Source organism: Photobacterium sp. TY1-4 (genome assembly GCF_025398175.1).
Taxonomy (GTDB): domain Bacteria; phylum Pseudomonadota; class Gammaproteobacteria; order Enterobacterales; family Vibrionaceae; genus Photobacterium.
Genome location: NZ_CP099735.1, coordinates 951,003 through 971,310 on the forward strand (window position 1 = coordinate 951,003; position 20,308 = coordinate 971,310).

The 20,308-nt window shown below is 52.2% G+C and carries 20 protein-coding genes; 9 read left to right on the forward strand and 11 right to left on the reverse strand.

Features of this window, described 5'->3' with window-relative positions; genetic code table 11:
- Nucleotides 1-66: 66 nt before the first annotated feature.
- The 8 genes from NH461_RS21030 to NH461_RS21065 all read right to left on the reverse strand — a co-directional run bounded on the left by NH461_RS21030 (nucleotide 67) and on the right by NH461_RS21065 (nucleotide 8,369).
- A complete protein-coding gene (locus NH461_RS21030) occupies nucleotides 67-435 on the reverse strand; it encodes a VOC family protein (protein ID WP_261604549.1) in 369 nt (122 codons plus the stop codon).
- 100 nt (nucleotides 436-535) lie between these two features.
- A complete protein-coding gene (locus NH461_RS21035; RefSeq protein WP_261604550.1) occupies nucleotides 536-1,765 on the reverse strand; it encodes an MFS transporter in 1,230 nt (409 codons plus the stop codon).
- 272 nt (nucleotides 1,766-2,037) lie between these two features.
- Nucleotides 2,038-2,859, reverse strand: a complete 822-nt coding sequence (locus tag NH461_RS21040) for a carbon-nitrogen hydrolase family protein (protein WP_261604551.1) — start codon at nucleotides 2,857-2,859, stop codon at nucleotides 2,038-2,040.
- A gap of 146 nt (nucleotides 2,860-3,005) precedes the next feature.
- Entirely contained in the window at nucleotides 3,006-3,539 is a 534-nt protein-coding gene (gene rimJ, locus NH461_RS21045) for a ribosomal protein S5-alanine N-acetyltransferase (protein ID WP_261604552.1), read from the reverse strand.
- Nucleotides 3,540-4,035: 496 nt separating this feature from the next.
- Nucleotides 4,036-5,244: an ABC transporter ATP-binding protein gene (locus tag NH461_RS21050; protein ID WP_261604553.1), complete on the reverse strand. Its 1,209-nt coding sequence runs from the start codon at nucleotides 5,242-5,244 to the stop codon at nucleotides 4,036-4,038.
- Nucleotides 5,245-5,275: 31 nt separating this feature from the next.
- Nucleotides 5,276-6,145, reverse strand: coding sequence for a carbohydrate ABC transporter permease (locus NH461_RS21055; protein ID WP_261604554.1), 870 nt, complete (start codon nucleotides 6,143-6,145; stop codon nucleotides 5,276-5,278).
- Nucleotides 6,146-6,158: 13 nt separating this feature from the next.
- The gene (locus NH461_RS21060; protein WP_261604555.1) at nucleotides 6,159-7,028 is read right to left on the reverse strand and encodes a carbohydrate ABC transporter permease; all 870 of its coding nucleotides are present in this window, start codon (nucleotides 7,026-7,028) and stop codon (nucleotides 6,159-6,161) included.
- Between the two features lie 96 nt (nucleotides 7,029-7,124).
- Nucleotides 7,125-8,369 (reverse strand): ABC transporter substrate-binding protein, encoded by a 1,245-nt coding sequence (locus NH461_RS21065; protein WP_261604556.1) that lies wholly within the window; start codon nucleotides 8,367-8,369, stop codon nucleotides 7,125-7,127.
- A gap of 340 nt (nucleotides 8,370-8,709) precedes the next feature.
- Between NH461_RS21065 and NH461_RS21070 the strand changes: the two genes are divergently transcribed.
- Nucleotides 8,710-9,963, forward strand: coding sequence for a Gfo/Idh/MocA family protein (locus tag NH461_RS21070; RefSeq protein ID WP_261604557.1), 1,254 nt, complete (start codon nucleotides 8,710-8,712; stop codon nucleotides 9,961-9,963).
- 60 nt (nucleotides 9,964-10,023) lie between these two features.
- On the opposite strand, the gene agaR is transcribed toward NH461_RS21070, so the two are convergent.
- Together agaR and NH461_RS21080 are read right to left on the reverse strand one after the other, a co-directional pair.
- On the reverse strand, nucleotides 10,024-10,806 hold the full coding sequence (gene agaR, locus NH461_RS21075) for a transcriptional repressor AgaR (RefSeq protein ID WP_261604558.1): 783 nt from the start codon (nucleotides 10,804-10,806) through the stop codon (nucleotides 10,024-10,026).
- Nucleotides 10,807-10,971: 165 nt separating this feature from the next.
- Nucleotides 10,972-11,937: an ROK family protein gene (locus NH461_RS21080; protein ID WP_261604559.1), complete on the reverse strand. Its 966-nt coding sequence runs from the start codon at nucleotides 11,935-11,937 to the stop codon at nucleotides 10,972-10,974.
- A 245-nt stretch (nucleotides 11,938-12,182) separates the two neighbouring features.
- Here NH461_RS21080 and NH461_RS21085 point away from each other — a divergent pair, with 245 nt between their 5' ends.
- The 8 genes from NH461_RS21085 (at nucleotide 12,183) to NH461_RS21120 (ending at nucleotide 19,389) form a co-directional block, all read left to right on the forward strand.
- The gene (locus NH461_RS21085) at nucleotides 12,183-13,487 is read left to right on the forward strand and encodes a D-tagatose-bisphosphate aldolase, class II, non-catalytic subunit (protein WP_261604560.1); all 1,305 of its coding nucleotides are present in this window, start codon (nucleotides 12,183-12,185) and stop codon (nucleotides 13,485-13,487) included.
- On the forward strand, nucleotides 13,484-14,653 hold the full coding sequence (locus NH461_RS21090; RefSeq protein ID WP_261604561.1) for an SIS domain-containing protein: 1,170 nt from the start codon (nucleotides 13,484-13,486) through the stop codon (nucleotides 14,651-14,653). The genes NH461_RS21085 and NH461_RS21090 overlap by 4 nt, the downstream gene beginning before the upstream one ends.
- A gap of 52 nt (nucleotides 14,654-14,705) precedes the next feature.
- Nucleotides 14,706-15,179, forward strand: coding sequence for a PTS N-acetylgalactosamine transporter subunit IIB (gene agaV / locus NH461_RS21095; protein ID WP_261604562.1), 474 nt, complete (start codon nucleotides 14,706-14,708; stop codon nucleotides 15,177-15,179).
- A gap of 18 nt (nucleotides 15,180-15,197) precedes the next feature.
- Nucleotides 15,198-15,974 (forward strand): PTS N-acetylgalactosamine transporter subunit IIC, encoded by a 777-nt coding sequence (agaW, locus tag NH461_RS21100; RefSeq protein WP_261604563.1) that lies wholly within the window; start codon nucleotides 15,198-15,200, stop codon nucleotides 15,972-15,974.
- On the forward strand, nucleotides 15,964-16,848 hold the full coding sequence (agaE, locus tag NH461_RS21105) for a PTS N-acetylgalactosamine transporter subunit IID (RefSeq protein WP_261604564.1): 885 nt from the start codon (nucleotides 15,964-15,966) through the stop codon (nucleotides 16,846-16,848). The genes agaW and agaE overlap by 11 nt, the downstream gene beginning before the upstream one ends.
- Before the next feature lie 72 nt (nucleotides 16,849-16,920).
- Nucleotides 16,921-17,361: a PTS galactosamine/N-acetylgalactosamine transporter subunit IIA gene (agaF, locus tag NH461_RS21110; RefSeq protein ID WP_261604565.1), complete on the forward strand. Its 441-nt coding sequence runs from the start codon at nucleotides 16,921-16,923 to the stop codon at nucleotides 17,359-17,361.
- Nucleotides 17,351-18,544, forward strand: a complete 1,194-nt coding sequence (nagA, locus tag NH461_RS21115; RefSeq protein ID WP_261602941.1) for an N-acetylglucosamine-6-phosphate deacetylase — start codon at nucleotides 17,351-17,353, stop codon at nucleotides 18,542-18,544. The genes agaF and nagA overlap by 11 nt, the downstream gene beginning before the upstream one ends.
- Nucleotides 18,535-19,389, forward strand: a complete 855-nt coding sequence (locus NH461_RS21120) for a tagatose bisphosphate family class II aldolase (RefSeq protein ID WP_261602942.1) — start codon at nucleotides 18,535-18,537, stop codon at nucleotides 19,387-19,389. Before nagA ends, NH461_RS21120 begins: the two co-directional genes overlap by 10 nt.
- 140 nt (nucleotides 19,390-19,529) lie before the next feature.
- On the opposite strand, the gene NH461_RS21125 is transcribed toward NH461_RS21120, so the two are convergent.
- On the reverse strand, nucleotides 19,530-20,294 hold the full coding sequence (locus tag NH461_RS21125; protein ID WP_261602943.1) for a DUF4344 domain-containing metallopeptidase: 765 nt from the start codon (nucleotides 20,292-20,294) through the stop codon (nucleotides 19,530-19,532).
- Nucleotides 20,295-20,308 lie beyond the last annotated feature (14 nt).

The following is a 20,308-nucleotide window of genomic DNA, read 5'->3' on the forward strand; positions in this document are numbered from 1 at the left end:
AAACGTCTTTCATTCTTCTCTGACACAACCACGTGTGCGACGGCTTCATTGCTGCATCGCCAACAGTTACATGACAACGGCTTCGATCTTATTGCCGTCCAGATCGCGAACATAGGCCGCGTAATAGGTCGATCCATATGCCGGACGCAAGCCCGGCTCACCTTCACATTGCGCCCCCTGTGCGAGAGCAACGCGATAAAACGCATCGACGGCAACTTGATCCGGCGCCTGAAAAGCAACATGAGCGCCATTCCCGGCCGATGCCTGATGCTCACAGGGACTCCCGACCCAAAACTCAAACTGCTCGCCATAGGCAGCTGCGACATTGTCGATCAAATGCGTCCGTTTGATCGATAAGGCGCCCAGCACCGCGTCATAAAACTGAACTGCCGCACGAACATCAGCGGTCCCGATTGATACATGATGAATCATCATCAACACTCCTTAAATCACGACTCTCAATAGGATCGTTAACCGAAAACCACGCCGGCTTGTTTGTCACCAAAACACCAGCCTCAGCATGAGCTGCGCTGTATTACTGAAGCTGAGGCTGCGGTTTGCGTCGCCCGGACACATAAAACGTCACAATCGTCGCGGCAGTCAGCAGGCCGCTGCCCATCAGCAGCACATCCACCGAATAGTACTCCACGACAATCGCTGACAACGCACGCGAGAGTGGAATCGCCCCGACGACTGAGAGCATCACCATCGACAAGGTCATGCCCAGAATATGCCGTTCCGTCGTCGTTTGAAGATGGGTGATCACCGTGACACGGATACAGGCATCGGCAAAGCCGATCATCGCGACCACCATCAGGATCAGATATTTTTGATAGAACAGCGCCAGTGCAAACAACGACGCGGCAATGAGCAACTGGAAAAAGCAGACTTTACTGACGATCTGCCATGTCAGTTTCATCCGGGCAATCAGCACATAGCCAAGGATCGCACCCACAGCCTGGACCGAGAACATCTGGCCGTAATTCGCCACCTCGGCCGCAAACCGTTCAACCACAATCAGCGGATACGCCACACTGGAAGGCCCCACAGCAAACACACACACCAGGAACAGCAGCAAAATGATGTTTCGGACTTCATCATTTGCCCAAACCGTTTTCACACTCTCAACAAACCCCGTCACCGGGGCCGTTTGTTGATTGGCGATCGGCAGCTTTTGGATCAACCCAATGGCCAGCAATTGCATGAGTGCGGCCGCCACAATCGGGTACAGGTACTGGGCCTGATGGCCGAGACCGGCAGTTTCCAAAAAGGCAATCGAGCTCGCCGCTGCCACCGGCGCAATGATCTGACAGAGCTGAATGGTGCTCATGATGAGGCTGTTCGCGGCACTGAGCTGCTCTTTTTCAACGATGGAAGGTACAATACATTCCGTTGCCGGCGCAATCGCAGCACTGAACAAACTAAAGCCCAGGGCGAACAAGCACAGAACGTAAATATTCACCCAGTCATTGGCAAGCAACACGGCAAAGCATGAGAATAAGACCACCAGCGCCATCCGCGCCCCGATCAACAACCGCTTAGCTCCCAGCTTATCGGCCAGCCGTCCACCGTAAATAATGGCCAGCCCGCGCGGAAAACTCTCAATGGCCATCACCACGGCCACCGCACTCTTGCCGCCACCGGCAACACTCAACGCCATCCAGGGCATCATGATTAACATGAAGAAATCGGCAAAAGACGTCAGGGTGGTGGCACAGACATGCCTGCCAAATGCAGGATGAGATTGAAGTAAACGAAAAGACATTAGGCTCTCTTTATACGGTTGGGATCGCCAGCACTTAATTCTGATGAATCAACAATATACAGAAACAACCTCAGAGGATGATCGCGTTTTTGTACCATGGATAAAGAGTGTTAATTCGCCCGAACTAATGATTGAAAACAGCGTAAATCATGATTTTCAAATTGACACATGCTCGGCATAAATCCCGCATTTCATCGATAAAGTTATCAATGAAAAGCGCTGCCGGATTAATCTCGGACTAATTAGGATTTATGCCACCAAACACACATTCATCACAGCGCTAACGGGGCATCCGCGAAACAAACCATGGTTCCGCTCAGGGCATCTCCCTTCAGCGTGCATAACACCATGCCGGGTGTCGTTCCTTTCGCGGCAGCCACCTGCTCGCCATACTGGTCCCACATACCGCTTCTACCGCAGGCGCTCCAGCCGCCGGTTTCACAGCAGTGATTCGCTAGCAGGACCGGAAACTGATGTTTGCGGGCAATGGAGGACAGGATCTGCGCATCCGCGGCGTAACCGGCTTCAGAAATCAGCGCGCTGGCAAGGTACAGATCGGCGCCGTTGGCTGCTGCATCTGCGGCATGTGCCGGGTTTGAAAAATCAGCGCAAATTGCCAGGGCAAGCGTATAGCCTTTGTGGACAATCGTGATATTTCGCTTTCCGGCAGCACAGAAGGTTTCTTCGCCTTGATGCAAGTACTGTTTGGCGTAGTTCTCAACTGCGCCGCAGGGCGAGCAAATGATCGCACCGATATAAGGCCGCGGCGCTTGGCGTTGCTCTTGACGATAGCCATGATAATGCGCTTGATGATCACCGTGTGCAGCTAGCGGTCCGCCGGCGATCACCACAACCTGATGACGCATTGCGGCCTCAGATAAGTGCTGGATGACCTCAGGGCGCGAATCTAGCGTCAATTCTCCGGCCAGGGACAGTTCATACCCGGTCAGCGACAACTCCGGAAACACCACTACATCCGCACCATGACGGGCAGAAACGGCAATAGCATCCAGATGCATATTCAGATTGGCAGAAATATCGCCTTTAGAAACCGGTGCCTGAACCAGGCTCACCGTCATGCTTTCGTCACTCACGCTGTCTCCTTCGCGTTTGCTCATGTTCTTATGAATAGTTCTTATGAATGGTTCTCGTGAATAGTTTAATGAATGGTCTGATGGACCCTCAGAAAACAAAGCAGCCAGCGTTGCCTCCTCGACAGAGCCGCTGGCCTCATTCCGGTTTAATCGTTGATCTTCGCAGTCAGCACATGATCTTCCCAGACGCCGGCAATGTTTAAATACCGCCGGGCATAGCCTTCGCGTTCAAAACCGAGTTTTTCCAGCACACGCCCGCTACGCTCATTCCGTGGCATATAGTTGGCCATAATGCGGTTCAGGCCGACCTCCGTCAGCATGTATTTGATCGCCGCGGACAGAACTTCCGTCATCAACCCCTGACCTTCATACTTTTTACTGATGGAGTATCCGAGAAAACACGCCTGAAATGGCATCGGCACCACACCAGTAAAGTTGCAGACGGCGATCACTTCCTGTCGATCCGGCGTCAGCGCAACAAACCGATATTCTTTGCCGCTTTCAAAATCTTCCGTCGCTTTCTGCAGCACATTGCGCCAGTTCTCCAGCGTCAGGTAATCCTCGCCCCGGATTGGCTCCCACGGCGCTAAATGTGCTTGGTTTTCGACGTAATAGTTCAGTAAAAGGGTGGCATCCTGCACCGGCAGGATCTCAATGATGGTTCGCTTGGTTTGAATCATGTCACTTCTTTTCCATGTGATCTCGCCACGCCCTCGGCGGCTTCAATCGCCGGGCATGGCTCAGTTTTATTGTTGGATGGTTGTAGTCAGGGCACCGGCGTTCACCAACATCCCGCCGCTGACTTTATTAAAGCGGTTTTGAAACGATACGGAGGTGACTTTGCTGCGCAGATAACCGGAGAAAAGCGAATAGAATGACGCGCTGGCTGCCGAAACCGCTAAGAACGAGGCCCCAAGAACCAGGAGCTGTGGGACATAAGCACAACAACATTGCTGCGGCCATAAAAGACATCCAGACTTCGAGACTCATGCCTGCCTCCTTATAAAACCAGTTCGAAACAACCGGCACATTAGTCACCTGACTGCATAAGGGCGAAATATTAGCATAATCTCCCCCGTCCAAAACAATAAATTAACAATCCTTTTTAGGGTGAAACATCAAAAGAAAAAAGGCCTCACAAAGAGGCCAATCCAGTTCAAGGTCAAAGTAAAATCATCAAAGAGCCGCTTGCTGCGTTTGTGGCCCCAACTTACCTGAACTCGGCTCCTGCTGGTTAGTGAACGGGTCGGCATGCTCCTTCGAATCAGGTTTTCTCTGAACTAATGCCTGCTCCGTATCCGGATCAAACAAATGGACCGACTGGAGCTCTAGCTCAAGAAAGATTTGCGCATTGATCTGCGGCAGCCAATCCGGCCGGGATGGCGCCCGCACCACCAGGCGGTGTTCACCGACATGGCAATGCAGCAGATCTTCATTTCCCATCCGCTCAACGTTGGTAATCGTCGCCGCCACCGTCGATGGCGACGCCTGATGTCGAATTCGAATGTGTTCAGAGCGGAGCCCAAACCAAATCTTACCTCCCTGGTAATATTGCATGTGTGAGCGCACCGATGCCGGAATTGCCATTCGATAATCGGCAGTCAGAGAGACACTGGCTGAGTCCGGATGGTAATCCAACAGCAGAAGATTCATCGACGGGCTCCCGATAAAGCCAGCAACAAATTTATTCGCCGGATAATGATACAGGTTAATGGGTGTGTCGACCTGCATCACCCGACCTTCGCACATCACACAGATGCGATCCCCCATCGTCATAGCTTCGACCTGATCATGGGTGACATAAATCATCGTTGAGCTCACCCCTTCTTCCTGCAGCTGGCGGTGCAACTGCATCAGGCTCACTCGCATCGAGACCCGCAATTTTGCATCCAGATTTGAGAGCGGCTCATCGAACAGAAACACATCCGGTTTGCGAACAATCGCCCGACCGACCGCAACACGCTGACATTGGCCGCCAGACATTTCTTTTGGCTTACGATCCAACAGCCCCATCAATTCAAGCTTCTCCGCAGCATCCATGACCCGCTGATGAATAATCGCTTTCTCGTAGCCGGCATTTTTCAGTCCGAAGGCCATATTCTGATAGGTTGTCATATGGGGATAGAGGGCATAGTTCTGGAACACCATCGAGATGCCCCGGTCTTTCGGCAGTAGATGATTCACACACTGATCACCAATCCAAATTTCACCGCCGGTATTGCTTTCAAGCCCGGCCACCATGCGAAGCGTGGTGGACTTGGCACACCCGGACGGACCGACCAACACCATAAACTCACCGTCCTGAATATCAAGATCTATACCGTGCACCGCCTTGAAACCGTTCGGGTACTGCTTTTCCAATTGTTTTAATTTTACCCCTGCCATGGGATCCTCCTGGATTCGGCTCGTGCCGACATTAACCTTTCACACCTGCGCTTGCCGCGCCCTCAATAAACTGCTTTTGGAACACCATGTAGAGCAATAGCATCGGCACAATGGCCATTAGAGCACCCGCCATCAACATGGGATACTCGACCCCGGCACGACTGGAAAGTGATGCTAAACCCACCGGCAAAGTCATTTTGTCAAACGATGTATTGACGATCAGCGGCCACATCAGGTTATTCCAGCTCCACAAGCCATTAATGATGACGCAAGCGATAATGCCCGGTCTGATCAATGGCAGCATGATTTTATAGAAAATCTGGAAATGATTGAGGCCGTCAACAATCGCTGCCTCTTCAATCTCCTTCGGGACCGTAATAAAAAACTGTCGGAGTAGAAATGCGCCGTAAATACTAAATAACCCGGGTAACACCAGGCCGGTCAGCGTATTGAGCAACCCCATTTTCTGCACGATTAAGAACTGAGGGATCAGAAAAATCTGTCCGGGCACCATCAGGATCGAGACACAAATTAAAAAGATGGCATCCCGCCCGGGAAATCGGAGACGGGCAAACCCGTAAGCCGCCATCGCCGCAATCAGGGTTTGCAACAACACAATGGCCAAAGTGACGAGCACCGAGTTGATATAAAATTGTACAAAAGGCAATTCGGCGATAATTTTCTCATAGGCTGAAAGCTGCCAGGCTTGCGGAAAGACCTGCGGCGGAATACTTAGCGCTTCACTTTGCGTCTTCACCGACGTCAGAATCATCCAGATGAATGGCAAAATCGTCGCAACCGTCGCCAGCAGCATAAATCCATAGACCAGTAGCTTCCCGCCGCTTATCCTGGACTGAATCGATTTGGCGCCGTGCCGTGTCGATAGTGTCGTTGATGTCATAATATTGAAATCCTTAGTGATTCAACCGTTTTCCAAGTCCAATTTGGCACAGAGTGATCGCCATCGTGATCAGGAACAAAACGACCGCGATCGCCGACGCATAGCCTTTTTCCTGATAAACAAACGCGTATTTATAAAACAGGTACACAATCGTCATCGTCTGCTCTTCCACCATCGAACCTTCACCAAATAACAGGTAGATCACATCGAACGTCTGCAATATTTCAATAAAGGCAATAATCGAGACAAAAAATAAGGTCGGGACCATCATGGGCAATGTGATGGAAAAGAAACGCCTGATCGGGCCTGCGCAGTCGATCGCTGCGGCTTCATATAATTGCGGCGATATTCCTTGCAACCCCGCCAGCAAAATGATCATCTTCAACGCAATTGAAGACCAGATCACCACAAGTGCTGAACTCAGTCGGACCAAATCAGGATCAGACAGCCAACTCACGGGCTCCAGACCGACTCCGAGCAGTAGCTGATTCAACAATCCGTAATCACTGTTATAAAGCCACTTCCAAACCATAGCGACAGCCGCCGGCATGGTTACCGCCGGAATAAAAAGCAGCGTCCGAAAAGTACCCTGCGCGACAATGTTCTGGTTGATCCCGATGGCAAGCAACAATGACAACAAGACGATCACCGGCACACACACCACCACGTAAAATAGCGTGTTCATCAGCGACGAGAAAAACTCGCCATCTTCCAGCAAGATCTCATAATTTTCGAGGCTGACGGTGGTCCATATTTCGAATTCACCCAGATCGGTAAAGCTGTAAAAGACGTTTTGAAAAAACGGGAGGAAGAAAAAGACCGTCATCCCAAGTACAAGCGGGGCAATCATCACGTAGCCCCAGAACCGGGATTCTTTTTCCAACTCATTGAGTTGAGGTTTAGCACTCTGCACCATTGCAAGTCCTTTTGTCAGCAATATCAAAGGGGGAAAGCGATTCCACTCCCCCCTTTCCCTGGCTTAACCTTTCTTAAGCACGCGGTTGACTTTCTTCTCTACGCCCGGCATAACTTTTTCCGGATTCTGCCCGAGCCAGACTTTTTTCAGCCCATCGTTGAGCAGCGAGTGCCATTTCGCAGTATTCGCAGCCGTCGGATATTGGTGTGCCGTCTCCAGCGCCTTGGTATACGCAGAGACATCAACCGTATCAAACGCTTCGACCCAAAAATGGCTCACCGTTTTCTTGGCCGGGATCACCGTGCGTGAATTCGCCAACACCGACTGCGCTTCATCGCTGCTCAGAAACTCAAGGAGCCGGAATGCGGCCGCTTTATGCTGGGTTTTACGGGACATCACATAGGCGATGCTGTGTGATACTCCTGCATTGCGCTTAATTTTTGGCATGGTCACTACGCCGATATGATCGTTGATTTGTGCATTGGATGAGAAAGGTAAGGCATTCCATGAACCTGAGTAAGCCATCGCTGCACGTCCCGACTGAAACACCTCGCTCATATTCAACTCACTAATTTGCTGCGCAGTCGGCAACAGCTGCTTATTCATCAACTGCTGAACTTGTTTGTACGCCGAGAGCGCATCCTTGCCAGCAACATCTGTGGTTTTCTTGTCCGGACGAATAATGTCACCACCTGCTTGCAGGATCAGGTTAAAATAAGTCTCCTGACCATCAGTTAGATTCATCATGATCGGGTACACCGAGTCATCCGTGGCTTTCTGAATGGCTGCAGCTTTTGCCGCCATCTCATCCCAGGTCCAATCATTCGTCGGATACGCGACCCCGGCCTGATCAAAAATGGCTTTGTTATACCAAACCGCAATCGCATCAATATCGCGTGGCACGCCATATTGCTGGCCATCCACCTGATAAGCCTGAACAGAGCTATTCACAAACTTGTCGAGTTCAACGGTTGAACCCTTGAGGTAACCGTCCAACGGCTCCAGCAAGCCATGTTTAGTATAAGTGCTCACATTCGGCATATTCATCCAGAACACATCTGGTGTGACCCCACCACTGGCCGCAGCATTCAGTTTGACGAAATATTGCTTGTAAGGCGTCAGCTCAATTTCCACATCGATATCAGGATTGCGGGCCTCAAACTTCTGGATGATGGCTTCCACCGCAGGCAGTTGGTTGCGATCCCATATCCCATAACGAATTTCAGTTTTGTCTGCAGCCAGCACAGAAGTTGCGCTCAAGATTGAGGTACAGAGGAGTGCTTTTGCCAGGTTGTTGATTTTGAACATATAACTTCCCTTTTATAATTCATCGCACACATTGCATAAGTTTCACTTTCTTTCCTTTTCTTTTTAGCACATCAATTTTGATAATGGTGTGATTACGATCGAAATAACAAAATCCTGTTAACATTTCACATACCAAGCCTCAAATGCCGACATTCATGCCCAAAACACTGTTTAATCAAGTATTATCATTCCATTTCAGCCTGAGAAACAGCGATTTTTCCGCCTCGGCACAAATAAAAACAAGATTGGTGATCAAACAACTATTATCTTTCGAAACCTTTTGCTATCTTTCCTTTAGCAATTCGTCTGGTACTCAATAAGGATAATTACGAGGTGAGCAATGGATAACCAACCTGTGACGGTCGCTGTTATCGGCGGTGGCGCCCGCGGTGAACTCTATGCGCGTTATGCGCTTGAGCACCCGGATAAAATGAAGGTGGTCGCTGTCGCCGAACCGCGCGCGAAATATCGTGCCGCACTGGCACATCAACATAACCTCCCCGCAGATCGCGTTTTTGATTCCTGGGAACAAATCGCTGTACTGGGCAAAATAGCGGATGCCGTGCTGATCTGCACGCAGGACAAAATGCATACAGAGCCGGCGATCACCTTTGCCCAGCAGAAATACCACATGCTCCTCGAAAAGCCGATGTCTCCCAGCGCAGAGGAATGCAGGAAAATCGTCGATGCCGTCAATGAAAACGGTATTATCTTCGGCGTTTGCCATGTCATGCGCTATACCCGGTATACAACCCGGCTCAAGCAATTGCTCGCCGAGAATATCATTGGTGACGTTGTCTCAATGCAACACCTGGAGCCGGTCGGCTGGTGGCACCAGGCGCACTCTTTTGTTCGCGGCAACTGGCGCAATCAGAAAGAGTCTACCTTCATGTTGCTCGCCAAGGCTTGTCACGACTTAGACTGGATCCGCTTTATCATGGGCAGCCCGGTCAGCGCGGTCCAATCGTTTGGCGGTCTGTACCACTTCAAACCAGAGAATCAACCCGAAGGTGCTGCCGAGCGCTGCGTTGACTGTCAAGTTGAAACCGGCTGTCCGTATTCTGCAAAAAAAATCTACCTCGAGGGCCAGCATGGTGGTGAGTACACCCGAAAGATTGTGACTCCGGAAGATGGTGAGCAGGCCCTGCTGAGCGCCCTGGCAGAAGGCCCCTACGGCAGATGTGTTTATTTATGTGACAATGACGTCGTCGACCACCAGGTGGTCAATTTCCAATTTGAAGACGGAAGGTCCGCTTCATTTACAATGACGGCCTTTACTGAATATGCCGATCGCAAGACACGGCTATTCGGTACCCTTGGGCAAATCGAGGGGGATGGCCGTTATATCAAAGTGTTTGATTTTAAAACCAATCGTGAAACAGTTTACGATGTGGAAGCAATTCAGGACGAAACAACGATGACCGGGCATGGCGGGGGGGACTACCACATGATGCAAAGGTTTGTCGAAGCCGTCGCAAAAGAAGAGCAAACGCTGATTTTATCCGGCTCTGCGGAAACCCTGGAGACCCATCTCACCGTGTTTGCTGCCGAGCAATCCCGCCGGGAGAAACGCGTTGTCGACATCGTGCTCTAGTTCAGAAAGGATACTAGGTCGAATAAAGCCACTGAAAGTTTCAGTGGCTTTTGTTTGAGCTTAAACCGTAATCACCTTGATACCCTGCCCGCTCAGCGCGTGCAGATAGTCTTGCGGAATATTCTTATCGGTGATCAGGGTGTTGATGAGATCGCACGGAATAATCTTATGCAGGCTGACTTTGTCGAATTTACTGGAGTCGGTCACCACGATGACCTCTTTGGCCGCATCGCACATCGCCCGATTCAAGCGCGCTTCATTCTCATTATGCGTGGTGATCCCGGCCCGGATATGAAAACCATCTACGCCTAAAAAGATTTTATCAAAGTGATAGGCTTTCATATTTTCTTCTGCCTGAGAGCCATAGAAAGACAAACTTTTCTTACGCAAAGTACCGCCGGTCATCATAACCTCCACATCATCCGCTTCAGACAGTGTCGCTGCAATGTTCAAACCATTGGTCATCACCACAATATCCTGCTTGTTCAGGAGCAACTTGGCCACCTGCTCAGTGGTGGTGCCTGAATCAAGAATAATGGTTTCGCCCGAGTGAATATGACTGGCAGCCGCCTTGGCAATACTGGCCTTTTCCCTGGCATGCAACGTGGCCTTTTCCTGAATATTGGTCTCATGCACCACTTCCGGTGTCGCCTCCTGCACCTGACAGTCGATCGCGCCGCCGTACGATCGCATCAGCAGCCCTTTTGTTTCAAGGTAAGCGAGATCATTGCGGATGGTCACGGTACTCACACCGAGCGACTGCGACAATTGAGAGACTGAAACACTGCCTTCGGATTTCAGCTGACTTAAAATTTCTTCTCTTCGTTTACTGGTTTGTTTCATAGCCAACATTCCTACCCTATATGATGCGTATCATAACAAAACAATGAAACTTAACGAAACATCACATCAAGGTAATTGATAAAAAGTGAAGCGCACCGTAAGTAAAAGAACAAAAGTGAAATTTTGACTTCATCTTTCACAGTGCAATTTCTGCCAAAGCTCGGATCACGTCGCTGTGCAGTGATCTCTCGAGTCAATCGCTTTGCTGCTACGCAATAAAGGAGAGTGACAGGATTCAGCCAACATCGCCGCCCCGCGAACGCCGCTGGAATCCCCAAACTTCGGTGCCAATAAAGCCGGCGTTTTGATCGCGGGTAACAAGTGCTGACGAAGAGAGTCCGGAAGTCGCTGATAAAGCTCAGGCACCCGGCTCAAACCACCACCAAACACCACAGCTTGCGGGTCATAGATGTGAACAAAAGAAGCCAAAGTACAGGCCAAAATATCAAGATACATCGTGAAAGCTTGCTCTGCCCGCGGATTTTCGGCTCTCATTTCGTCAATCACCCGAATGGCAGAGCGCGCTTCGCCGCCACAATGCTGATATAAAAATGCCAAGCCCGGTCCGGAAATGTAACGCTCAACGCAGCCCGTTTTCCCACAACCACACTGAACAAGCGGTAAACCGTACTTTTCAACAAACAGCGCTGGCAGCGGTGAGTGACCCCACTCCCCGGCGGTGCCATTACGACCTTTGACAAGCAGCCCGTTCAGGCACACCCCTCCACCAACGCCCGTGCCAAGCACAGCCCCAAACACGGACTTGTACTGCGCTGCCGCCCCGCCATTGGCTTCGGAAAGTGCAAAGCACTGACAGTCATTGCCCAACACCGTCGGCCGCGCCAGTCTGACTTCGAGATCTTTTGCAATACAATGCCCCGTGGCCGCAGGAATATTCGAGGAAAGCTGCGCGCCGGTGTCGATATCGACAATACCGGGCATCCCGACCCCAACCCGACTGATTTCCCCGCAAGCCCCCTCAGCACGTTGCAGCATCGCCACCAGCGTTTCAAGAAATTGCTCATAATCCTGCGTCGGGGTAGGCTCTCGCTGCTGATATACAGCCTGATATGCCTCATCAAAGACCACCAACTCAATCTTGGTTCCACCAATGTCAAATCCTGCCAACATCACTTTATCCTTACTTCAATCCATCATCGGACCAATAAATACCATATTCCCCAACGTAATAAACCTGTGCCAGTCGCAAAACAAAAAGAAAGTGAAAGGTTGAGCAAAGATAATAGTTGTGATCTGAGCAGCTTTTTTTCTATGAACACAGTGATTAAATAAGAAAAAGAAACAAAACGAAAGACAAGCAATGATGGATAGCCTGATTGATGCACTACCATCAACACCAATAACTAGGAAACAGAATGAAACCAATACTTGAGCTTATTTCAGCGCACAAGCAAGGAGAGCCCGTCGGGATCTACTCAGTATGTTCAGCTCACCCGCTGGTTCTGGAAGCCGCGGTCCTGCAAGCCAAGAACGACCACCGTCCGGTTCTGATTGAAGCCACCTCAAACCAGGTGAACCAGGATGGTGGTTATACCGGTATGACGCCACGTGATTTTGCCAACGTTGTCTTTGAATTGGCAGAGCGCCTTCAGTTTCCGCAGGACATGGTGGTCCTTGGCGGGGATCATCTCGGTCCGAATTGCTGGCAGCACCTGACTTCCGATGAGGCCATGGCACGGTCAGAGATCCTGATCCGCGATTATGTTCAGGCTGGTTTCAAAAAGATCCATCTTGATTGTTCCATGGCTTGTGCCGACGATACCCTACCACTGGACGAACTCAAACTAGCTGAGCGTGCGGCACGCCTGTGTGCGATCGCCGAAGCAGCATGGCAGGAATGTGGCGGCGAGCCGCCGGTTTATGTGATAGGTACTGAAGTCCCCACGCCGGGTGGAGCGTTGGAGTCTCTGACCGGACTCGCGGTGACCCAGCCGGAAGAGGTACAGGAAACGCTGAATACCCATCACCAGGCCTTTTCTGATCAAGGCTTGGGATATGTTTGGTCACGCGTCATCGGTCTGGTGGTACAACCCGGAGTGGAGTTTGACCATCATAGTATTCATCACTATCGCAGTGAACTTGCCCAACCGCTGGCAAAACTAATTGAAACTCAACCCCACCTGGTTTTTGAAGCTCATTCAACGGATTACCAGAATCCGGCAGCCTACCACCAGCTGATCCGGGATCACTTTGCCATCCTCAAAGTCGGGCCAGCCCTGACCTTTGCCCTGCGTGAAGCACTGTTTGCCCTCGACCGGACCGAAATTGAATGGTTAGGCGCCCATCGCGCTGCGCACCTGCGCGACACCATCGAGCAAGTGATGCATGAAGAACCTGATTACTGGCGCCAGCACTATCACAGCCGCGGCCACCAACAGTACCTGGATTGTGCCTACAGCCTCAGTGATCGCATTCGCTATTACTGGAGCCATCCGGAAGTTCAGCAAGCGCAGCAGCGCCTGTTCCAGAACTTACTGGAGCACCCCATCCCACTTACCTTGCTCAGCCAATATCTCCCGAATCAGGCCAAAGCCATTGCGCAGGCGCAGCTCACCAATTCCCCGCGCGATATTGTCATCCATAAAGTGATGGAAGTGACCCAAACCTACGCCTGCGCCTGTTTTTCCAATACCGTCGCTCAGAAGGAGTCTATTTCATGAGTCAGTTTTTAGGTTACGAAGAGCCGTGGTTGCGAGCCCGTCACGCCATTCACACAGCTAAAGAGATCAGCCACCAGCCAGCACTCTGGCGCCAGTTGGCTGACAGTATCCCCCAAACGCCGGAGTTACAGGCATTTCTCAAGCCGATTCTGGCAACCCCCGGGCTGCGGATCATTCTCACCGGTGCCGGTACCTCTGCTTTTGTCGGAGACACCGCAGCACCATTCATCCAGGCAGCCCACGGCTACCACGTCGCCGCGATCCCGACGACAGATCTGGTTTCCAACCCGAGCGACTATCTTGATCCGGACAGCCCGACCCTGCTGATCTCCTATGCCCGTTCGGGCAACAGCCCGGAAAGTGTCGCTGCTGTGAGGCTTGCCGATCAGCGACTTCAAAACAGCTACCACTTATTCCTGACCTGTAACCCGAACGGTCAGCTGTCCAGCATCGCTGCCGATCACGACAATGCCTTCTGTCTGTTGATGCCGGAAGGATCAAACGATCAGAGTTTTGCCATGACCTCCAGCTTCAGCTGTATGCTCATGGCCACCCTCGCCCTGCTCGGGGACGACGATCCCGCTGTGCTGCGCAGCACCATCCATACTGTGGCTGAGCGCTGTGAAGAGAAGCTCCGTCAATGGCAAGCATCGGTCAAAGCCCTTGCCAAGCAACCTTATCATCGCCTGATTGTGTTGGGCAGCGGCGGCTTTGCCGGACTGGCCCGGGAGGCATCACTCAAGTCACTGGAGCTCAGTGCCGGCCAGGTGATGACCGCATTTGATTCCTCACTGGGCTTTCGCCATGGCCCTAAATTCACCATCAACAAGCAAGCAATGGTGATCCAGTTTCTCTCCAATGATCCGTATACCCGCCAGTATGACCTGGACCTCTATCGCGAGATTCAGACAGACAACCAGACCGGTTGCCACTTAGCTCTGACCGGCAGTGCCTTGAATGATGCAACAGTCTTTGAACTGGGTTTACCCGACCTCAGTGATGCCTGGCTGTGCTTTCCATACATTATGTTTAGCCAGATGCTGGCCTTTGAAAAATCACTCCAGTTAGGGCTGGGGCCGGATAACCCCTGCCCGACCGGAGAGGTGAACCGGGTAGTCCAGGGGGTCACGATCCATCCTTACCCATATCAGCCAAAACAGCCATAAATCGAATCAGCACAGAAAACTTCAATAACGATAAGAACACAAGGAATGAACTATGCCGAATATTGTACTCAGCCGAATTGATGAACGTCTGGTCCACGGTCAGGTGGGTGTGCAGTGGGTGGGCTTTGCCGACGCCAATATTATCGTGGTGGTCAACGATGAAGTCGCGCAAGACAGTATCCAACAAAACCTGATGGAAATGGTGCTGGCAGACGGGATCGCCATTCGCTTCTGGACCGTTCAAAAAACCATCGACACCATCCATAAGGCCGCTGATCGCCAGCGCATTCTGCTGGTCTGCAAAACACCCAAAGAGTTTCGCCAGTTGGTAGAAGGTGGCGTCCCAATCCAAAACATCAATGTCGGCAACATGCACTATGCCGAAGGCAAAAACCAAATTGCCAAAACCGTGTCGGTCGATGCCACTGATGTCGAAGAGTTCAACCGGCTTAAAGCATTGGGCGTGACATGCACTGTCCAGGGCGTTCCGACCGAAAGCGCAACTGATCTCTTTACCTTACTTTAACCAATAAGGACAACCGTTATGGAAATAGGATTCTTACAGGCGGCCATGCTGGGTACCCTGGCGTTCTTCGCCGGATTGGATCTGTTCAACGGCCTCACCCACTTTCACCGGCCTGTGGTCCTCGGCCCGTTGGTCGGGTTGATCCTCGGTGATTTGCAAACCGGGATTCTGGTCGGCGGGACCCTCGAGCTGATCTGGATGGGCCTGGCACCGCTGGCCGGCGCCCAGCCGCCGAACGTCATCATCGGCACCATTGTCGGCACCACATTCGCCATAACAACGCAGGTCGAACCGAATGTTGCCGTCGGGGTTGCCGTGCCTTTCGCAGTGGCCGTTCAAATGGGGATCACCCTGCTGTTTTCCGCGATGTCGGCAGTGATGTCCAAGTGTGATGACTATGCCCAGAATGCCGATACGGACGGCATTGAACGGGTCAACTACCTGGCACTCGCCGTGCTCGGGACCTTCTACTTTCTGTGCGCTTTCCTACCCATCTTTCTTGGTGCCGAGCACGCAGGAAAAATGGTTGAAATCCTGCCGAAAGATCTCATCGACGGCCTGGGCGTCGCCGGCGGCATCATGCCGGCCATTGGCTTTGCCGTGCTGATGAAAATCATGATGAAAAACGCCTACATCCCTTACTTCATCTTAGGTTTTGTCGCCGCAGCCTGGCTCGAACTACCGATCTTGGCTATCGCCAGCGCCGCGACCGCCATGGCGATTATCGACTTTATGCGCAAATCAGAACCGGCACCGGTTGCCGCCCCAGCAGAGGACTACGAAGATGGCATCTAATATCAGCAACGAACTTAACGTACGTCCAACTCAGACCGACGTACAGCCCGCCCCGGACATCGCTTCGGATGAATATGAAAACAAAACCATTGGTGCCGAGCTGACCAAAGCGGACATCAACCGCATGGCGTGGCGCTCCCTACTGTTGCAGGCTTCGTTTAACTTCGAGCGGATGCAGGCATCCGGCTGGTTGTACGGTTTGCTGCCGGCGCTAAAGAAGATCCACACCAACAAAGCGGATCTTTCAAAAGCCATGCAAGGCCATATGGGATTTTTCAATACCCACCCCTTCCTGGTGACATTCGTGATGGGGATCATCCTGGCCATGGAACGTTCCAAGCAGAACATCAGCAGTATCCAGAGCACCAAGATTGCCGTCGGCGCCCCAATGGGCGGGATCGGGGATGCGATGTTCTGGCTGACCCTGCTCCCCATCTGCGGCGGAATTGGCGCAGACCTTGCGCTGCAAGGCTCCATCATGGGGGCCATATTCTTCTTCGTGATGTTCAACCTGGTCCACTTCGGCCTTCGTTTCGGCCTGGCCCATTACGCCTATCGAATGGGAGTTGCCGCCATTCCGATGATCAAGGCCAACACCCAGAAAGTCGGCCATGCCGCCTCAATGGTCGGGATGACGGTTATTGGCGCTCTGGTCGCTACCTATGTTCGCCTGTCGACCACCGCAGAGATCACTGCCGGTGATGCTGTGGTCAAGCTCCAGGCCGATGTGATCGACAAGTTGATGCCGGCATTTTTACCTCTGGTGTATACCCTGGCGATGTACGCCCTGGTGAAGCGCGGCTGGAGCCCGCTCCGCCTCATCGGGATCACTGTGGTCGTCGGGATTGCCGGCCGAATGCTCGGCATCCTGTGATCACGCGCTGACAGCACAAGGTAAAACAACATCATCAATCAGGGCCCAGCCGGGCCCTCCAAGGACATTTTTATGATTGCAGTTATTCTTTCCGGGCACGGCGCCTTTGCATCCGGCATTGAGCAGGCCGTTTTGCAGATCATTGGTGAGCAGTCACAGTTCAGAGCCATCGACTTTCCCGCAGAGCGGACCACCGCAGAACTGGACCAGACTATGCGTACCGCGATGAAAGACATTGACTCCGGTGACGGAATTGTGTTTCTAACCGATCTTCTGGGCGGAACACCATTTCGAACCGCCTCTCTCATCAGCCAGGAGCGAGCCGATGTTGAAGTCATCACTGGCACCAACCTGCAAATGGCTGCAGAAATGCTGCTGGAGCGCGATGAGCTGACCTTAGTTGAATTCCGTGAACAGGCATTAACGTGTGGCCATCGCGGCATGACCTCCCTGGCAGATGAACTAAGAAGCCAACCCCCACAGACACAGGAAACCACCGAAGATGGGATCTGAGATACAACATTACCGGGCGGCACGGATTCTGGTTAGTGATCAATGGCTCACCGACAGCGTTCTCAGCGTTGATCCAAACGGAACAATTACCGCGATTACGCCCTATCAACCCAAACAGCATCCGGCAATCATTGATCTGGGCGAGCACTGGCTACTTCCCGGCCTGATTGACAGCCACGTCCATGGCGCAGTTGGGTGTGACGTCATGGATGCTACCCATGACAGCCTGAACACCATGTCCGAATTCTTCGCCACTCAGGGTGTGACCGGTTTTGTCGCAACCACGGTTACGGCGCCGGTACAGGCCATTCAGGACGCACTGCAACAAATCGGCAAGAGCAGACAGCGCGGGGTCGACGGTGCAGAATTGCTCGGCGCCTACCTTGAAGGCCCCTACTTTACGCCCAAAAATCGTGGAGCCCACCCGACCGAATGGTTCCGAGAACTGGATTTGGCAGAGCTCGACAGCTGGGACTCCTATGCGGATCACCAGTTAACCACGGTCGCCCTGGCACCGGAAAAATCCGGAGCCATCAAAGCCATCAAATACCTGAAGAAGCAGGGCATCAAAGTCATGTTGGGGCATTCTGATGCCAGCTTTGATCAAGTACAGGAAGCCCTCGACGCCGGGGCGGACGGTATTGTCCATTGTTACAACGGGATGCGCGGCCTGCACCATCGCGACCCGGGCGTGGTGGGCGCCGGGCTTTGCCACCCGAACAGTTATGTTGAGATGATTGCTGATGGTCACCATGTCCACCCGACCGCGATTGATATTGCCCATCGCTGCTGCGGCGATCGTCTGACCTTGATCACTGACGCCATGCGAGCCACGCACATGCCTGACGGCCAGTACCAGCTAGGCGAGTACCTGGTCAATGTCACCGACGGCGTGGCAACCACCGATGTCGGTGGACTGGCAGGGAGCACCCTGACCCTGCTGCAGGCGGTACTCAATCTCTCAACATGGCTCAAGCTCCCGCTGGAGCAAGCCTGGCTACGGGCTTCGCTGACCCCAGCGAAATCTCTCAGCATCGACAACCAATACGGCACTCTGGAGCCCGGTAAACGGGCCTCGATGGTCGCACTGAATCCGAATCACACCATTTTCAAAACCTGGGTTAACGGCAACCTTGTATTTGACGCTAGCCATTCTCATCGCCAGGAGGCAGTATGTATTTAATTTCTTCTCGTGAAATGCTCAAACGGGCGCAACAAGGCGGCTACGCTGTCCCTGCTTTTAATATTCATAACCTGGAAACCGTGCAGGTGGTGGTCGAAACGGCCTCAGAACTTGGCTCACCGGTGATACTGGCCGGGACCCCGGGCACATTCGATTACGCCGGCACCGACTACCTGATCAGCATCTGTAAGGAAGCGGCACAAAAACACACTATCCCGCTCGTGCTCCACCTGGATCACCATGAAGATATTTCCGATATCAAGACCAAGGTCGAGCGCGGTGTCCGCTCCGTCATGATCGACGGATCCCATTATTCCTTCGAGCAGAACATCGATATCGTCCGTCATGTGGTCCAGCACAGTAACCGCTTTGATGCCAGTGTGGAAGCCGAACTGGGCCGACTTGGCGGTCAGGAAGATGATCTGATTGTCGACAGTGCCGACGCCCAATTGACCGATCCGGCCTCAGCAGCAGAATTTGTGCGCCGTACCGGGATTGACTCGCTGGCCGTAGCGATTGGCACAGCCCATGGTTTGTACAAATCTGAACCAAAACTGGATTTCGACCGAATGGCGCAAATTCGTGAAGTGGTCGATATTCCGTTGGTGCTGCACGGCGCTTCCGGGATCCCAGAAGAAATGGTTCAGCGCTGTATCGCCCTGGGAGCATGTAAAGTCAATGTCGGCACCGAGCTGAAAATTGCCTTTGCCGATGCCGTCAAACACTACTTTGCCGAGCACCCTGAAGCCAACGATCCGCGCAAATATATCGTCCCGGGGAAACAAGCGATGAAACAGGTGGTGATTGATAAAATCCGGATGTGCGGTAGTGAAGGAAAAATATAAATAACCGTGGAAAACACAGGCCTCCGCACCTTGACACCTACGCGGTAAACAATCAAAAAGCCGTTGCTCAGCAACGGCTTTTCAGTACAACATTGATCGCCCATCTCCACGACAGCTTAGCTTCAGCGATGGATCCCAGCTCACGGCTGTTCGGTCAGATAAACATGCCAGTTTTGATCCAATTGCTGATAGTTCTCGATACAGAACTCTTTGCGCTCAGCGAGGTAATCTTTCTCGACTTCATCCAACAACTTAGCGTATTGCTTCGGATCACTGCCGTACACCAGACACAAGGTGGAAAAGTAGCGCTGCAAATCGAAGCTATGCTCATCAATATACTCACCGAAATCGTAATAGTCGGGTCGGTCGTTCGACTCGTAGGCGAACATATTGGCCGCACTGATGGCAGCATCATCGCCACCGTCGACATAGCGGATCATCATCAAGGTGGCGAAGTTATCCACCGCGTCTTCTTCCTTGCCCAGCACCGGAATATGCTGATCGGCGACATATGCATGACCGGCTTCATGCAGCAAGGTATGCAAGAGCGTATCCATCGCGCTCAAAGTCGGCTGATTGCCCGATGTTTGCTGATCATCATTGTCCCGGAAATACCGGATGGCTTCTGAGACGAAACCGTATGGGATGAACACGGTATGTGCTTCGGGATCATACATCGGCCCATCCTCACCGCCGTATTTGACGGTCAGTGTCTGATCAAAAACAAAGTACGACTTTGACAATGCCACCAAGGTGTCATTCACCTCGCTTTGCTCAATCAGCTGCCTGACCTGTGTTTCATCTTTTCCTTTCGGCGTCTGGTATGCCACAACAATGGACGGTTGCGCTGCAAGCGCGTTCCCACTGAGCAAACCCGCGAGGATCAGCGACCCAAAGACCTTCATTTTGATTCCCTTGA

What these genes read in the sequence shown, in the direction of transcription:
- NH461_RS21030 (WP_261604549.1), bottom strand. Translation starts at nt 435, where the DNA reads ATGATGATTCATCATGTATCAATCGGGACCGCTGATGTTCGTGCGGCA.
- NH461_RS21035 (WP_261604550.1), bottom strand. Translation starts at nt 1,765, where the DNA reads ATGTCTTTTCGTTTACTTCAATCTCATCCTGCATTTGGCAGGCATGTC.
- rimJ (WP_261604552.1), bottom strand. Translation starts at nt 3,539, where the DNA reads ATGATTCAAACCAAGCGAACCATCATTGAGATCCTGCCGGTGCAGGAT.
- NH461_RS21050 (WP_261604553.1), bottom strand. Translation starts at nt 5,244, where the DNA reads ATGGCAGGGGTAAAATTAAAACAATTGGAAAAGCAGTACCCGAACGGT.
- NH461_RS21055 (WP_261604554.1), bottom strand. Translation starts at nt 6,145, where the DNA reads ATGACATCAACGACACTATCGACACGGCACGGCGCCAAATCGATTCAG.
- NH461_RS21065 (WP_261604556.1), bottom strand. Translation starts at nt 8,369, where the DNA reads ATGTTCAAAATCAACAACCTGGCAAAAGCACTCCTCTGTACCTCAATC.
- NH461_RS21070 (WP_261604557.1), top strand. Translation starts at nt 8,710, where the DNA reads ATGGATAACCAACCTGTGACGGTCGCTGTTATCGGCGGTGGCGCCCGC.
- agaR (WP_261604558.1), bottom strand. Translation starts at nt 10,806, where the DNA reads ATGAAACAAACCAGTAAACGAAGAGAAGAAATTTTAAGTCAGCTGAAA.
- NH461_RS21080 (WP_261604559.1), bottom strand. Translation starts at nt 11,937, where the DNA reads ATGTTGGCAGGATTTGACATTGGTGGAACCAAGATTGAGTTGGTGGTC.
- NH461_RS21085 (WP_261604560.1), top strand. Translation starts at nt 12,183, where the DNA reads ATGAAACCAATACTTGAGCTTATTTCAGCGCACAAGCAAGGAGAGCCC.
- NH461_RS21090 (WP_261604561.1), top strand. Translation starts at nt 13,484, where the DNA reads ATGAGTCAGTTTTTAGGTTACGAAGAGCCGTGGTTGCGAGCCCGTCAC.
- agaV (WP_261604562.1), top strand. Translation starts at nt 14,706, where the DNA reads ATGCCGAATATTGTACTCAGCCGAATTGATGAACGTCTGGTCCACGGT.
- agaW (WP_261604563.1), top strand. Translation starts at nt 15,198, where the DNA reads ATGGAAATAGGATTCTTACAGGCGGCCATGCTGGGTACCCTGGCGTTC.
- agaE (WP_261604564.1), top strand. Translation starts at nt 15,964, where the DNA reads ATGGCATCTAATATCAGCAACGAACTTAACGTACGTCCAACTCAGACC.
- agaF (WP_261604565.1), top strand. Translation starts at nt 16,921, where the DNA reads ATGATTGCAGTTATTCTTTCCGGGCACGGCGCCTTTGCATCCGGCATT.
- nagA (WP_261602941.1), top strand. Translation starts at nt 17,351, where the DNA reads ATGGGATCTGAGATACAACATTACCGGGCGGCACGGATTCTGGTTAGT.
- NH461_RS21120 (WP_261602942.1), top strand. Translation starts at nt 18,535, where the DNA reads ATGTATTTAATTTCTTCTCGTGAAATGCTCAAACGGGCGCAACAAGGC.
- NH461_RS21125 (WP_261602943.1), bottom strand. Translation starts at nt 20,294, where the DNA reads ATGAAGGTCTTTGGGTCGCTGATCCTCGCGGGTTTGCTCAGTGGGAAC.